Genomic DNA, 14,670 nt, shown 5'->3' with positions numbered 1-14,670 from the left:
ATAAAAGAAAATTAGAAGTATATAATGAAAGTAGATTAAATATACGAGAGGAGTTTGCAGAATGAAAATTGGTATTGGTGCAGACCATAACGGATATGAATTAAAAGAAACGTTAAAGAAATTTATTGAAGAATCAACCGATCATGAAGTGGTGGACTTCGGAGCACATTCCGGCGATGCTGTGGACTATCCTGGGGTTTCCTTCAATGTAGCAGAAGCCATCAGCGAGAAGAAAATAGAACGCGGTGTGCTTATTTGCGGAACTGGTCTCGGCGTTGCAATTGCAGCTAATAAATACCCGGGAATCCGCGCAGCGACAGCGCATGACACGTACTCTGCAGAACGCGCTCAATTAAGTAATAACGCCCAAATCATCGCAATGGGAGCCCAAGTCATCGGACCAGAGTCCGCTAAAAAAGTAGTGGAAGCCTATCTGAATGTAGCATGGTCCGGCGGATCTCAACGCAAAGTAGATCAAATCACTGACAGAGAAAGCCAATTTCTTGATCAGAACTTCAAAGATGCAGCAAAAAGTTCTTGTTAATGTTTTCGATATTATCATAAGGAAAAGCACTGTACGCAAGAAAATTCTTGTACAGTGCTTTTCCTTAAAGTATATATATATAAACAAAAAATTACTCGCTTTACAGCGCCGAAATCACTTGAATATTATGATTCACAAGAATCCGCTCTGTATCCGAATCGATGGAATCATTGGTAATAAGTACATCTATCTGATCTGTACTTGCAAATGGCGCACTAGAAGTCACCCCAATTTTAGAATGATCAATAACAGCCACAATTTTCTGCGCTTTCTTCACCATATGTTGTTTTAATTCAACCTCATACAAATTAAAATCGGTCATTCCATTTTCTACAGAAAACCCATTGGCAGAAGTAAAAAGAATATCAATATTAAGCTTGTTTAATAACTCCACCCCTAATGTGCCTTCCATTGTCGTAGAACCCTTCGTCACCACACCGCCAATTAAAATAACCGTAATATTCGGGTTATCCTTTAACTCCAGCGCTGTTTGAATCCCGCTCGTTACTACTGTCAGCCGGATCATTTGTTCATTAAGATAACGTGCTAACTCAAGTGCTGTCGAACTGGCATCGAGCAAGATACATTGCTTTTCTTCAATGAACTGAAAAGCTTCCTTAGCAATCAATGATTTTTCTTTACGGTTTTGTTTTTCACGCACAGAAAAACTGGTATCATAATCAACCTCGCTCTGTTGATTTAACATTGCCCCGCCATGTGTACGAGTTAAAAGACCGTTTTTCTCCATTTTGTTTAAATCTGTACGCAAGGTTGCTTCAGACACACCGATTTGCTCCGACAATTCTTTCACGGTCAGCCGCTGCTTATCATGCAAGAGTTCCATTATCTTGTTTCTTCTTTCCGTAACAAACATTTTCATCATCCGTCATCCTCGCAAAAAAAGTATCTATTCCTATTCCTGATTAGTCCATAGTTGTCTATGGTGTATTATACCATAAAATGAATGAATAAAATAATAAATGAAAGCGATTGATAATTTTACTTTAAATAATGAATTTTTTTATTAAAAGTTATGTATCCATGCTCCCTTAGCAGAAACAAAGGAAATGAAATATCCTCCATCTATCGGATTCGGTTTGCTCCCGATTCTTAATAGATGAGGATATTATGAGTTTGGCAGAACCAAAATTGGGTTCACCAAAAAATTAAATCTCTGCGGATTCTAAACAAATAAACGCTCCACTTGCGCCACAATATTATCAACACAGAATCCATATTCTTCGGTTAACTTATTTCCATTCCCAGAAGCCCCAAACGTATCTATACCAATCATTACTCCATCATTCCCAAGATAACGGTCCCAGCCAAATGAAGAGGCCATTTCAATAGCAACCCGCTTCTTCACGTTAGGCAACAAAACACTCTCTTTATACGATGCCGTTTGTGCTTCAAAACGATCCCAAGATGGCATACTTACGACAGAAGCATCTATATTTTTCTCCCGCAATACTTTTTGAGCCTCGACAGCCAGCTGAACTTCAGAACCGGTTGCCAAAAGAATAGCATCAGGCTCACCTTGAGAAGAATCACTCACCACATAAGCACCTTTCTTCACGCCTTCATAAGCACTTTCCTTTGTTCCTGGTAAAGTCGGCAGATTCTGCCTCGATAATACAATAGCTGTGGGCTGATCCGTTGATTCCACAGCAAGTCTCCATGCTGCCTGCGTTTCATTTCCATCCGCAGGTCTGATAAGAGACAAACCAGGCATTGCACGGAAAGAAGCTAGATGCTCCACTGGTTCATGAGTCGGTCCGTCTTCCCCGACCGCAATAGAATCATGTGTCCAAACATAGGTGACTGGCAATTTCATTAAAGAAGACAATCTTACTGCCGGACGTAAATAATCACTGAATACAAAGAAGGTGCCGCCAAATACGTTTAATCCGCCATGAAGGGCCATTCCATTAAGCGCTGCCGCCATTGCAAATTCACGCACTCCAAACCAAATATTTTTCCCGGCGTAATCAGCCTTTGAAAAATCAGATACATCCTTTATCGTTGTTTTATTAGATCCCGCCAAATCCGCACTGCCACCGATGAAATTAGGTACATTCTTCGCGATGGCATTTAGCACTTCTCCAGACGAGGCTCGCGTTGCCAGAGAAGAACCAGCTTCATAGACCGGGAGATTTTTATCCCAATTAGCCGGTAATTCTCCTTTCAACACTGATTGCAATTGTTTCCCCTCTTCTGGATACTTATCAGCATAAGCTTCTACCAGTTCATTCCAATCACTTTCTGCCTTGGCACCTTTTTCTGCAACTTTATTTTTAAAATCGTCATATACTTCAACGGGGACGTGAAAAGCACCATATTCCCAGTTATAGTTTTGTTTCGTAAGTTTCGCTTCCTCTTCACCAAGAGGCGCTCCATGCGAAGAAGAAGATCCTGATTTATTGGGCGACCCATACCCAATTACCGTTTTCACTTCAATTAGTGTCGGCTGTTCCGTATTTTGTTTCGCTGCTTTCATTGCTTTTCTCAAAGCATCGACATCATTTCCATCTTCCACCCGAATGACTTCCCAGCCATAGCTTTGAAAACGCTCCTGCACATTCTCTGAAAAAGATCTATCTAAATCACCATCTAGTGAAATATCATTTGAATCATACAAGACAACTAATTTCCCTAAACCAAGATGACCGGCTAAGGAGGCAGTTTCATGAGAAATTCCTTCCATTAAATCTCCGTCACCCACAAGTGCAAAGGTATGATGATCGACTACATTAAAACCTTCCTTATTATAAGTAGCAGCCAGGTGCGTTTCCGCTATCGCCATTCCAACAGCTGTCGCAATTCCTTGTCCGAGCGGGCCAGTTGTGGTTTCTACCCCATCCGTATGATGCACTTCCGGATGCCCTGGAGTTTTAGATCCATATTGACGAAAATTTTTAATATCATTTAATGATACGTCATAGCCTGATAAATGCAGCAAACTGTACAAAAGCATCGAACCATGACCAGCCGAAAGGACAAAACGGTCACGGTTAAACCATTTTGAACTTTTCGGATGATGCCTCATAAATTCCGTCCATAGCGTGTAAGCCATTGGTGCTGCCCCCATCGGCAGACCGGGATGTCCTGAATTTGCTTTTTCAATGGCATCAATGGATAATGTTCGAATTGTATTAATAGATAATTGTTCTGTTGATACGTTTGTAGTACTTGTCATTTTAAATCACCTTCTCCTTACTTTATATAAGCTGCTGTTTTTAATCGCCTCAATAATATAGAGGCACTCCTTAGAAATGCCTCTATATTAACCTCGTATCTATTTATTTAATTGCTCTACCCATTCTCTCATGGATTTAAAGATGATCCATACACTTGTAGCACCAGCATCTTGATTACCAAGCGCTCTTTCCCCTAAAGATTTTGCTCTTCCAAATTTCGCAATATAATTCTTAGAATTCTCTACTCCATCAGCAGCATTTTCTTCTGCTTTTTTCAAAGCTTCTAATAGTGTTGCAGAGTCAGTTACACTCTCTTTCAACCCATTAACAGCCGGCTCCAGAGCGTCAATCATTGTTTTATCTCCTAAACTGGCTTTACCCCGCTGCTTAATCGCATCTAAGGATGCACTAAAAATTTCCGAAAGTACAGGTACATCTAATTCACTTTTAGAATCCAGATCTTTTACACCGCCAAGAAACATCGTGCCGAAAATAACGCCAGAAGCTCCTCCCATAGATTGCACCATGGACATACCCGTCTTTTTAAAAATATCATTAATCGTTGTAAATTCTTGATCTTTTAGATTTTCTTCCACTTTTTCAAAGCCTACTGACATACCAATTCCATGGTCGCCATCACCAATCGCGCTATCGACTTTGGTTAACAATGGCTTATTTTCTCTTATTTTTTCTCCTGCATAGAGAATCATTGCTTTTGTTTGCGCAGCATCCAATTTTTTTACGTCCGTTGCCGTCATTGTAAATCCCTCCAACTCCATTATTTCTTGTAGTATGGTGCATTTGCCGGGGCATCATAATATGCTTTTAATTCATCATCCAATTTCAGTAAAGAAATCGAAAATCCACCCATTTCCTGGGTTGTACAATAATTATTTACATCGATATCATGAATGCCAATTCCTTTTTCATCGAGAATTTGCGCTACTTTGCGATTAACAATAAATAATTCCATTAATGTTGTTGAACCAAGGCCATTGATTAAAACACTCACTTCATCACCCGATGTCAATTGACTTTCATCTAATAACTTTTCCATTAATTGATTGGTCAGTTCATCAGCCGGCATTAGTTTGGTCCGTTCCATCCCCGGCTCCCCGTGAATACCCATCCCTAACTCTATTTCATCATCAGCTAATGTAAACGTAGGTTCCCCAGAATCAGGAATGGTTCCAGGCGATAATGCTACCCCAATAGAGTAAGTATATTCATTCGCTTTTTGTGATACCGCTGTTACTTCTTCTAAAGAAAGACCTTTCTCAGCAGCTGCTCCTGCCACTTTAATAACGAAAATATCTCCCGCAATTCCACGGCGATCTTCTTTTCTTTCTAACGGTGCAGAAACCACATCGTCCGTCACTTTAACAGTGGTCGTCTGCACATCTTCAAATTCAAGGAGCTCTGCTGCCATATCAAAGTTAAGAACATCCCCTGCATAGTTCCCGTATATAAATAAAACCCCTTTGCCAGAGTCCACTGTTTTTGCTACCTCTTGAACCGTATTCGGCGTAGGAGCAGCAAAAACGTTTCCAATCGCAACTCCGTCAGCCAACCCATCCCCAACTACACCAAAGAAAAGAGGTTCATGACCGCTACCGCCACCAGTAACAACAGCTACTTTATCTTTTAATTCTTTTTTAACGATTCCATTTACTCCATCTATTTTTTGGAAGCTACCATGATGTGCGCGCATAATTCCTTCTAGCATTTCTTCAACTACATCACCTGGATTGTTAATGACTTTTTTCATGAGAGGAACCTCCTCGGTTATTTATGTATTGTTCTGTAGAGTTCTCTCCTTTCTCTTTAAAGGAGAGAACTCTACAAGTTATAATCGTTTTACTTATATCCGTTATTGATTAATTTCACACACAATTTTAATGATTCTTCCAGTGCGTTCGAATCCGCGATTCCCTTACCTGCAATATCAAATGCTGTCCCATGAGCTGGAGTTGTAATTACAATTGGCAGTCCTCCACTAATCGTAATTCCTTTGCTAAATCCTAATGTTTTCATTCCTATTTGAGCTTGGTCATGGTACATTGCGAGCAGGGTGTTAAATGATTCTTTTTCTAACCTAAGGAACATTGTATCTGCCGGGAATGGTCCATGAGCATCCACACCATTCTTTTTCGCTTCTTCAATTGCCGGGATGATAATATCATTTTCTTCATCACCTAATAATCCATTATCTCCTGCATGTGGATTCAGTCCAGCAATTGCTATTTTGGGTTTAATACCCGCTTTAGAAACAATCTCATTAGCAAAATAGATACTTTCTAGTACACTTTCTTTAGTAATATTTTCTGCGACTTCTTTTAAAGGAACATGAGATGTCACACGCGTAAACCATACATCATTCATTACATTCACTTCACTAAATCCTGATTCTAATTCAAATACAGAAGCTACTAAATGAATATCATCCTTAAATTCATACCCTCCCTGATACAGGGCACTTTTATTCATAGAACCATAAGTTAAACCGTCCAACTTTCCTTCTTTTGCCAAATTAAGCGCATATACTAAATTGTCTCCTGCAGCTTTTCCTGAAGCAGCAGATAAAGTACCATATTCGACATCATTAGGATCAGTAGATTTTACATCAATAAGCCATAAGCTGCCCTTCGCAGGATCAACATCGTCTATTGTATCTACCTTTTGATACTTCATTTCATTACCCGCTACCTCAGCACCTCTTTGAAAGATTCTTTCGTCTCCTATTAAAACCCATGTTGCTTGTTCTAAAATTTCTTCCTTTATCATTGCTCTCGCAACAATTTCCGGTCCTACCCCTGCCGCATCTCCATATAATAACCCAACTCGTGGTTTACTCATTTAAACTCCTCCTCAATAAATAATTTCACATTCTTTGATGATGATATTTCTCTTGCCTTTCATTTTAATGAGAGCAAATATAAATCATTAATTTTCTTTATCTATTAGGTTAGCCCTCTTGCTCTTGATTTTTTCTCTTTTTAAATAATCCGCTAATTAATGGGAAAAACAACATTAATGCTGAAATAATCAATAAAGTTAAGCTAATAGGTCTTGTGAAGAAAATAGAAAAGTCTCCGCTAGACATCTCAACAGCTCTTCTAAATTGACTTTCCGTTAACGGACCTAACACGACACCCAGAATAATTGTCGCCAAAGGAAAACGGTATTTTTCAAGGATAAAACCAATAATCCCAAACACAACCATAATCAAAATATCAACATAACTATTCCGGACTGTGTAAGTACCAATAACACAAAACACAACAATAAGCGGACCTAAAATAGAATAAGGAACATTAACTATTTTTTGAAATATTTTTATAAATGGTTTTGATACAATCAGCATAACTAAATTCGCAATCAGCAATGCTGCAAATATGGTATACATCAATTCTGGCTCCGTACTGAATAGTGTCGGGCCCGGCTGCATTCCATGAAGAACAAAAGCACCTAATAAAACTGCTGCAGTTGCGCCGCCCGGAATCCCCAATGATAATAACGGAACAAGCGTCCCCATTGCTGCAGCATTATTTGCTGTTTCCGATGCAGCAATCCCCTTTGGATTACCTTTACCATAAGAATCTTTTTCTTTTTCTTTAGACCACCTTACCGTTTCACTGTAACTAAGCATAGAGGCGGTAGTTGCACCTATCCCCGGTAAAATGCCGACAAATATACCAATAATAGTAGATCTGGCCATTGTACCTTTTATTTTTTTAAATATTTCTATTTCAAATAACTTTGTTTTAACATTTGATATTACCTCTTGCACAGCATGGCTCTCTGTCGTTTTTTTAAGGAATTCCGATAAAGCAAAAAGTCCAATAATTACCGGAATCAAATCAATTCCTGATAATAAAGCTGAAGATCCAAAAGTATAACGCAATGTTCCTGTCAACGGATCCATACCTATTGTACTAATCATTAACCCGATTAATACTCCTATCAACCCTTTTGCCAAAGCCTTTCCACTAAGCGAAGCTACTACCGTCAATCCCATTACTGCTAAAGCAAAATACTCTGGAGCTGAAAAAGAGAGGGCTACGTTCGCCAACGCTGGGGAAATTAGTATCAAACAGAGTGTACCAATAACTCCTCCTACAACGGAGCAGAAAATTGCTATCCCCAGAGCTCTTCCAGGCTGCCCTTTCTGCGCCATAGGATAGCCGTCAAACGTGGTTACTACCGCTTCTGGAGTTCCTGGTGTTCTAAGTAAAATAGCACTAATAGCACCTGAAAATGCAGTTATTGCATATATCCCAGTAAGTAAAATAAAAGCCGAATCTGGTTCAAATGAATAAGTAACCGGAACCATTATTACCACCAGCATTGTTCCACTAACCCCCGGAATAGCTCCGCCCAAATATCCAATAAATATTGCAGCAATTAGCATAATTAGGTTTATTGGGTCAGTGACTACATTTAATAGTCCCGATATTAAATAATCCAACATTGTGTTGCCCCCTTACAACTTAGTAAAAAAACAGGCTGAGTTCTCTAAAAACACCTATACCCCTTGGTAATGGGATTTGTAATAAAACAGAAAACAGAATAACAAAAACTACCATTGTTATAATTGAAAATAAAATAGCCGTTAATTGTTTTTTTGTACCAAGTAAAAGCGTAATGCCATATAAGAACAAAACGGTAGAGAAAATAAAACCAATTACATTCAGCAATAATACATAAATAATTACTACCAATAAAGAAACAACCGGAATGGACAAATGAAATATTTTCTTTACTGGTGCTGCTTCTTCTTTAGCTATTAATTCCTCTGACTTCATTACCTTTGCTTTAATTAATGTGCTAACAATCCCGTACAGTCCCAAAAAAATCATTAAAATCAGAAGAATATATGGCCATGTCGCTGGTCCAATAATAAAAGATTGATTTGTACTCTGGATTTGAGGAGTAGAAGCAAGAAAAAAAATAGCAAAGATCATGACAATACTATAGAAAATATAGTCTTTTTTTGCTTGATTCATTTTCGTCCCACCTTTATATCGTAATGCTTAAGAAAGGAGGGTTCTTCCCTCCCTTTCTCAATTAATTTCCTTGCAATTCATCAGCAACTTCTGTATATCGTTCAATTAACTCCTCTGTCCGCTGTGTAAACTCTTCTGAATCCATCCATCCTTCACGTAAGTGCAGATAATTTTCCTCTTCATACGCTTTATATTCTTCAGAATCATAGACTTCTTTCATAGCCTCTTCTAATACACTAATAATTTCAGGGTCAGCATCGCTTTTTATATAAAAACCACGCTCATTCCCATCTGTTAAGTCCCAACCATTCTCAACCGTTGTGGGTAAATCTGGAAATTCATCTAATCTCTCTTCTGAAAAAACTACAAGAGGTTCAACTGAACCATCATCATAAAGCGCTTTTGCCGGACCGAATTCTTCAACCATTGCATCTAAATGTCCTCCAATAACTCCAGCGTGCATATCACCTGCACCTTCCATCGCTATAAAACTCAAATCTACTTCTGCTTCTTGTCCTAGAAGAAATACTGTAAATTCATCCATCCCCATAGAACCTGTTCCACCTACAGTAATTTCACCTGGGTTGTCCTCTGCAGCTTGGATAAAATCTTCAATGCTGCTATATTTATCAGGGTCTACCCAAAGCGCATATGTATCACTTTGAAAACGGGCAATTGGGGTAAAATCATCTAACCCATGCTGATTCGTACCCGCAGCTACTGTAAGCGGGAAAGCAGCATCCCCCACTAAAGTATATCCGTCTGATGGAGCATTATAAGCATTCTGAGCCGCAACAACCCCAGCTCCTCCTTCTTGATTAACAACATTAATATTTACTCCTAAAATATCTTCTAACTCCGAAGTCACAGCACGTGCAAATAAGTCTGTTCCTCCTCCTGCACCATGCCCTACTAAAACTTCAATGTTTCTTTCCGGATAATTATTTGCCGCATTACCCTCTTCACTGTTTCCCCCACATCCTGCCAATAACATCATCACGGATAATAAAACAAGACCTATTTTAAACTTCATAATAATCCTCCCTCATCCTTTATAAATATTGAAAATCAACTAGCGTTAAATTAAAAACCTAAAAATATTACTGTAAAACGGAAATTAGTTATCCTGGTTAACACCATCTGTAATCGGTCTCAATTTTTCCTCAACATATTTCCCAACATTTAAAATCACCTGATTCGGGTCTTCCGCAGCCTCTTCTGTTTCCTCTTCAATCATTATCCATCCCTGGTAACCGCTATCTTTTAAAGTCTGTACGATATAAGGGAAATCAATATCTCCAGTGCCCATTTCCTTCCACTCAAAATTATTAGAACAATCTTTAAAATGTACATGTTTGATAATAGAAAGATTCTCTTTAATAATTTCTTCTGGGCGCATTCCTCCAGCTTTTATATGACCAGCATCAGGAGTATAACTCATATATGTTTTATCTAGCAGTTCAAACAAAACATCATAGTCTTGCTTTGTTCTGAAATAAGACGTTTTTGGTGAAGCAGGATGAAAAGAAGCTTGTACTCCTTTTTCATATGCTCTTTTTCCTACGGCATTTGCACAAGCGATAATCTGCTTTTGACGCTTTAATAAATTATCTCTATTAGGACCGACACGAGACGGGAGATTCATAACTGCTCCAGGAAAATTTATCAGATAATCAATATAATAGTCCGCACGTTCCTTTTCTTTTTCTGTTTCTTCATCATTTTCCCAAGTAAAAGGTACTGTTAAAGCTGCTAAATATATACCTCTTTCATCTAATGCTCTTTTTAGTTTTTCAGGATTATTTTGATATCTTCCTAACATCGCAACCTGTACGTCTACCCCTTTAAATCCTGCATCCTTCACTGTGTTCATTACATTGTCTAAATAGTCTGTCTCTTTATCGTAATCTAGTTCCCAAGTTGATGTATGACAACCAAATTTAATACTCATTTGTAACCTCCCTATTTGTATAAAGGATAAAACTTTAAAAGTGACTTGAAATCGGTTTCAAAATCCTTAGATTAATATTATCATTTATTTTCGATTTGTCAATAATATTTTTGTTTTTTTGTGATAAATTTAGTTAATATTTTTTTTCGTTGTTGATTATGTTTATAATATTATTTCTATCACTTTTATTTTTCCAATTAATACAGAGAAAAGGCCTATTTCATTTTGATATGTCTTTTTTATTAAGTTAAATTGCTTAACTCTTACTACCTTATTTAACTTATTAGTAATGCTCGAGTATACTTATTGAAGCTATTTTTGTTAGTTACAGTATGTGTCAGAAATTATGAAGTAATCAGGTTTTTAATATAAATCATTAAATATTGTTTTCAACTCTAAAAGAATTACAGTTTGTTAATCTATAAAACATTATGTTAAACGAAAACAATTGAAAATAATCAAAAGGGGAGAAATTCATAAGTGGAATTAAGATATGTTGGAAAAAGCTACTTCGAAATAATTACATCATTGAAGATAAATCAGAACAATAGTTGAAGAATTTTAAACACTCACCGAGGAAAACATTCTGAGGGTTTCATTGTCTCATGAAGAAATCTATTACTTACGCGCATAAAAATAAGGGGTGTCAGTTTATGTAGTTTCGTAACTGAATACCCCTTATTAGATTATTCTTTATCAACAAGATAAGGTGAAATACTTTCTAATAGATCATCGCAGCTGTCTGCATGAATTCTTAATTTTAAAGGTTCTGTCAAATCCAGGCTGAATATCCCCATAATTGATTTTGCACTTAATATATATGTGTCAGAAATAACCTCTGCCTTGTATTCAAACCTTGATACCCTTTCCACAAAATCTTTAACGTCATTGATTTTATCTAATTTAACATAACGCTCAATCATCGAACTCCTCCTCCAATACTTTTCTTTGTCATCTATCTCTTCTATAATAGATTATAATGCATTTATTCTATCAAGATATATACTTTTTATTTTCTCATTCATCCCGCACTTTGTAAACTTTTTTCAAATCTATTATATCTATCTGAATAGAAAATAATCAGGAAAAGTCTAGGTAATTACTGCTTTCAGGGAGGCGTTCCTTTGACCCATGGTCTAATTCATCATATTGAAATTTATGTTTCTGATTTAAATAGAACAATCCATTTTTGGGACTGGTTTTTAGGCGAATTAGGATATACACCTTTTCAAAAATGGGAAGGCGGACAAAGCTGGAAACTAGGTGAAACATATCTTGTTTTTGTACAAGCGGAAGAAAGATTTCTGGATATCCCCTATCATCGATGCCGAGTTGGCTTAAATCACTTAGCTTTCCATGCAGACTCCCGGAAATTTGTAGATGACATGACGAAAAAGATCCAGCAAAGAGGGCTAACTATTCTTTATGCTGAGCAACATCCATTTGCGGGCGGAGACAACCATTATGCCGTTTATTTTGAAGATCCAGACAGAATAAAAGTAGAGCTGGTTGCGCCTTAATATCTAGCTATTTGCTGTACAACGGATGTAGTATAGTTAATGTCTATATAAAAAAGCAAATCCTGTTGTCAGTGGATTTGCTTTTTTATATAATGGGCATTTTTCAAATTTGAAAAGCGTAGAGAATTTAAAATGGATTACACATGTTTTATTTACTCTTTTCCTCTATCGGATGCTAGCCTGAGAGAAGAAGACACATTAGGTACATAATGCTTTTATTTCTACTTTTTAAGCTCTTTCAATTCAATTATTAACTATCTTAAATTTAATCCTTTCTAATATTATATGTTTTTTAACCACTTCATTTCTTATGATCTAAGTGCTCCAAGCTAAGACTGTACTCTTGAAAATTATTTGCTAAATTCCTACCACCCTATACTTCCAATACATAAACTTCTAACTAAAATTCGAAAGCAACATGTAATACAGAGATAGACGCAGTAAAAGGCTGCTCTTTTACAGAAACCTATGTTTAATCCGCTTTTAACAACTTATTTATGCAGAAACAACTATTTTTAGCGTTTGAATTAAAAACCTAATAAGTATAGCATTGATTCTGCCGGCTCATAACAAACTCTGTGTATTATAAAGTAATTGGTAACGTTATTAGAAAAGCAGTACATAAAATTGGAGGGTATTTTTACATATGATGAAATTTAAGAAATTCACTTGGAAAAGTCTCGGTATAATTACTGGTTTATCTTTATCACTCATTGTTGCAGGCTGCAATTCCAATGATGGGGACGTACACGCTGAAGCAAATATTAGTGACGAACTAGATTATACAATCACTGGAACAGAACCTGGTGCCGGGCAAACTCTAAAAAATGAAGAAGTTTTAGATTCCTACAATAATCTTGCTGGTTGGGAGCAGGAGCTGTCTTCCGCAGGAGCAATGTTAACGCAATTAAGTGATGCTATTGAAAATGAAGAACCAATCGTTTTCAGTGCTTGGTCTCCTCACTATAAGTTTGCTCAGTGGGATTTAAAATACTTAGATGATCCACAGGGAATCCATGGAGATGAAGAACAAATCACAACGATAGCAAGAGAGGGCCTGAAGGATGAAATGCCTGAAGCTTATACAATTCTTGATCGTATCGAGTTAGAGCTTCCAGACGTAGAAGAAGCGCTATTAGAAGCTCAAGAAAAGGATTTTGAAACAGTAGCGCAGGACTGGGCAGATGCTAATCAGGAAATTGTTACAGAGTGGACAGATGGCGTAGATTCTGTAGATGGCACTTCCATTGAGTTGGCTCTTTTACCCTGGGATGATGCTATTTTCACAGCAAATGTTGCTAAAATTGCATTAGAACAACAAGGGTTTCAGGTAACATTGACACAAGTTGACCCAGCTATTATGTTTGAATCCATCGCTACTGGAAGTGCTGATGCATCCTTAGCTGTATGGATGCCCGTGACACATGCCGAATTATATGAGCAATACGAAAGCGATTTTGATGATTTGGGACCAAACTTAGATGGTGCTAAGACTGGTTTGGCAGTACCAGCTTATATGGATATTGATTCACTTGAGGATTTAGAACCAAAGGATTAATTCTTAGCTCTAATCATTGTTATATAATTAAAAGGTTTCCATTCAATAAATATATCTATTGAATGGAAACCTTTTTTAAGTCTGATATCCACACATCTACATGAGAATCTTTTATTCCTAATAACTCTGTGATAAAATGATGATGCACTCTTTTCCTCTCCCATTCCTTTTGTCTCGACAACTCAAGGGTATCAGAGAGAGGAAAAGGAGTGTATTTTTTTGCCTTCTTTCCATCTGACGATGGAACGGAGGACACCACCACATTCAGTATAGAGCCTTATAAACACAAAAAAACGCCCTACCCTTTATAGGATAAGCGTTTAACACTAAGCTTCCAAGCGGACTCGAACCGCTGACCCCCACCTTACCATGGTGGTGCTCTACCAGCTGAGCTATGGAAGCAAAAGGCTCCACAGGTAGGATTCGAACCTACGACCGATCGGTTAACAGCCGATTGCTCTACCACTGAGCTACTGTGGAATATAAATTAAATATGTAAAAAAATAAGCCTGGCGGCGTCCTACTCTCGCAGGGGGAAGCCCCCAACTACCATCGGCGCTGAAGAACTTAACTTCTGTGTTCGGCATGAGAACAGGTGTGACCTCTTCGCTATCGCTACCAGACTTACTTAATATAGGGATTTGCACCCTGAAAACTAAATAAGAGTAACGCGACATGAAAAAACTTAGATAAGTCCTCAATCGATTAGTATCCGCCAGCTGCACGTGTCGCCACGCTTCCACCTCGGACCTATCAACCTCATCGTCTCTGAGGGATTTTACTCACTTAAAGTGATGGGAAGTTTCATCTTGAGGGGGGCTTCATGCTTAGATGCTTTCAGCACTTATCCTTACCACACGTAGCTACCCAGCAATGCTCCTGGCGGAACAACTG

At 37.8% G+C, this 14,670-nt stretch carries 13 protein-coding genes, 2 tRNA genes and 2 rRNA genes; 3 read left to right on the top strand and 14 right to left on the bottom strand.

Features of this window, described 5'->3' with window-relative positions:
- Window positions 1–61 precede the first annotated feature (61 nt).
- A complete protein-coding gene (locus ACFO3P_RS10955; protein ID WP_193065331.1) occupies window positions 62–544 on the top strand; it encodes an RpiB/LacA/LacB family sugar-phosphate isomerase in 483 nt (160 codons plus the stop codon).
- Between the two features lie 100 nt (window positions 545–644).
- Here the strand turns inward: ACFO3P_RS10955 and ACFO3P_RS10950 are convergent, their stop codons facing one another.
- From ACFO3P_RS10950 to ACFO3P_RS10905, 10 genes are all read right to left on the bottom strand, one after another.
- Window positions 645–1,424, bottom strand: coding sequence for a DeoR/GlpR family DNA-binding transcription regulator (locus ACFO3P_RS10950; protein ID WP_042531025.1), 780 nt, complete (start codon window positions 1,422–1,424; stop codon window positions 645–647).
- A gap of 303 nt (window positions 1,425–1,727) precedes the next feature.
- Window positions 1,728–3,740, bottom strand: a complete 2,013-nt coding sequence (gene tkt / locus ACFO3P_RS10945; protein WP_193065330.1) for a transketolase — start codon at window positions 3,738–3,740, stop codon at window positions 1,728–1,730.
- A 99-nt stretch (window positions 3,741–3,839) separates the two neighbouring features.
- Window positions 3,840–4,499, bottom strand: a complete 660-nt coding sequence (dhaL, locus tag ACFO3P_RS10940; protein WP_226895223.1) for a dihydroxyacetone kinase subunit DhaL — start codon at window positions 4,497–4,499, stop codon at window positions 3,840–3,842.
- A 20-nt stretch (window positions 4,500–4,519) separates the two neighbouring features.
- Window positions 4,520–5,509 carry a dihydroxyacetone kinase subunit DhaK gene (locus ACFO3P_RS10935; protein ID WP_193065328.1) on the bottom strand — a complete coding sequence of 330 codons (990 nt, stop codon included), beginning with the start codon at window positions 5,507–5,509 and terminating at the stop codon, window positions 4,520–4,522.
- Window positions 5,510–5,598: 89 nt separating this feature from the next.
- A complete protein-coding gene (locus ACFO3P_RS10930) occupies window positions 5,599–6,597 on the bottom strand; it encodes a PdxA family dehydrogenase (protein ID WP_193065327.1) in 999 nt (332 codons plus the stop codon).
- A 109-nt stretch (window positions 6,598–6,706) separates the two neighbouring features.
- Window positions 6,707–8,212, bottom strand: a complete 1,506-nt coding sequence (locus tag ACFO3P_RS10925; protein ID WP_289585385.1) for a tripartite tricarboxylate transporter permease — start codon at window positions 8,210–8,212, stop codon at window positions 6,707–6,709.
- A 19-nt stretch (window positions 8,213–8,231) separates the two neighbouring features.
- The gene (locus tag ACFO3P_RS10920; RefSeq protein WP_052484944.1) at window positions 8,232–8,747 is read right to left on the bottom strand and encodes a tripartite tricarboxylate transporter TctB family protein; all 516 of its coding nucleotides are present in this window, start codon (window positions 8,745–8,747) and stop codon (window positions 8,232–8,234) included.
- A 61-nt stretch (window positions 8,748–8,808) separates the two neighbouring features.
- Complete coding sequence (locus tag ACFO3P_RS10915) at window positions 8,809–9,780, bottom strand: tripartite tricarboxylate transporter substrate binding protein (RefSeq protein WP_042531013.1); 972 nt, start codon at window positions 9,778–9,780, stop codon at window positions 8,809–8,811.
- Between the two features lie 84 nt (window positions 9,781–9,864).
- Window positions 9,865–10,698 carry a sugar phosphate isomerase/epimerase family protein gene (locus ACFO3P_RS10910; RefSeq protein WP_052484943.1) on the bottom strand — a complete coding sequence of 278 codons (834 nt, stop codon included), beginning with the start codon at window positions 10,696–10,698 and terminating at the stop codon, window positions 9,865–9,867.
- A 686-nt stretch (window positions 10,699–11,384) separates the two neighbouring features.
- Entirely contained in the window at window positions 11,385–11,621 is a 237-nt protein-coding gene (locus ACFO3P_RS10905) for an HPr family phosphocarrier protein (protein ID WP_193065326.1), read from the bottom strand.
- Window positions 11,622–11,822: 201 nt separating this feature from the next.
- On the opposite strand from ACFO3P_RS10905, the gene ACFO3P_RS10900 reads away from it, so the two are divergent.
- Window positions 11,823–12,218, top strand: a complete 396-nt coding sequence (locus ACFO3P_RS10900) for a VOC family protein (RefSeq protein WP_193065325.1) — start codon at window positions 11,823–11,825, stop codon at window positions 12,216–12,218.
- 646 nt (window positions 12,219–12,864) lie between these two features.
- Window positions 12,865–13,776 (top strand): glycine betaine ABC transporter substrate-binding protein, encoded by a 912-nt coding sequence (locus ACFO3P_RS10895; RefSeq protein ID WP_226895222.1) that lies wholly within the window; start codon window positions 12,865–12,867, stop codon window positions 13,774–13,776.
- Window positions 13,777–14,105: 329 nt separating this feature from the next.
- Here ACFO3P_RS10895 and ACFO3P_RS10890 read toward each other — a convergent pair.
- The 4 genes from ACFO3P_RS10890 to ACFO3P_RS10875 form a co-directional block, all read right to left on the bottom strand.
- Window positions 14,106–14,178 (bottom strand) — tRNA-Thr (locus ACFO3P_RS10890).
- A gap of 6 nt (window positions 14,179–14,184) precedes the next feature.
- A tRNA-Asn gene (locus ACFO3P_RS10885) sits at window positions 14,185–14,256 on the bottom strand.
- Window positions 14,257–14,283: 27 nt separating this feature from the next.
- Window positions 14,284–14,399: ribosomal RNA gene (rrf, locus tag ACFO3P_RS10880) — 5S ribosomal RNA — on the bottom strand.
- Window positions 14,400–14,461: 62 nt separating this feature from the next.
- Window positions 14,462–14,670, bottom strand: a 23S ribosomal RNA gene (locus ACFO3P_RS10875); the annotation flags it as partial.

Source organism: Oceanobacillus aidingensis (assembly GCF_042654105.1).
Taxonomy (GTDB): domain Bacteria; phylum Bacillota; class Bacilli; order Bacillales; family Amphibacillaceae; genus Oceanobacillus; species Oceanobacillus oncorhynchi.
This window is presented reverse-complemented; position numbering and strand designations above follow the sequence as displayed.

What these genes read in the sequence shown, in the direction of transcription:
- ACFO3P_RS10955 (WP_193065331.1), top strand. Translation starts at nt 62, where the DNA reads ATGAAAATTGGTATTGGTGCAGACCATAACGGATATGAATTAAAAGAA.
- ACFO3P_RS10950 (WP_042531025.1), bottom strand. Translation starts at nt 1,424, where the DNA reads ATGAAAATGTTTGTTACGGAAAGAAGAAACAAGATAATGGAACTCTTG.
- tkt (WP_193065330.1), bottom strand. Translation starts at nt 3,740, where the DNA reads ATGACAAGTACTACAAACGTATCAACAGAACAATTATCTATTAATACA.
- dhaL (WP_226895223.1), bottom strand. Translation starts at nt 4,499, where the DNA reads ATGACGGCAACGGACGTAAAAAAATTGGATGCTGCGCAAACAAAAGCA.
- ACFO3P_RS10935 (WP_193065328.1), bottom strand. Translation starts at nt 5,509, where the DNA reads ATGAAAAAAGTCATTAACAATCCAGGTGATGTAGTTGAAGAAATGCTA.
- ACFO3P_RS10930 (WP_193065327.1), bottom strand. Translation starts at nt 6,597, where the DNA reads ATGAGTAAACCACGAGTTGGGTTATTATATGGAGATGCGGCAGGGGTA.
- ACFO3P_RS10925 (WP_289585385.1), bottom strand. Translation starts at nt 8,212, where the DNA reads ATGTTGGATTATTTAATATCGGGACTATTAAATGTAGTCACTGACCCA.
- ACFO3P_RS10920 (WP_052484944.1), bottom strand. Translation starts at nt 8,747, where the DNA reads ATGAATCAAGCAAAAAAAGACTATATTTTCTATAGTATTGTCATGATC.
- ACFO3P_RS10915 (WP_042531013.1), bottom strand. Translation starts at nt 9,780, where the DNA reads ATGAAGTTTAAAATAGGTCTTGTTTTATTATCCGTGATGATGTTATTG.
- ACFO3P_RS10910 (WP_052484943.1), bottom strand. Translation starts at nt 10,698, where the DNA reads ATGAGTATTAAATTTGGTTGTCATACATCAACTTGGGAACTAGATTAC.
- ACFO3P_RS10905 (WP_193065326.1), bottom strand. Translation starts at nt 11,621, where the DNA reads ATGATTGAGCGTTATGTTAAATTAGATAAAATCAATGACGTTAAAGAT.
- ACFO3P_RS10895 (WP_226895222.1), top strand. Translation starts at nt 12,865, where the DNA reads ATGATGAAATTTAAGAAATTCACTTGGAAAAGTCTCGGTATAATTACT.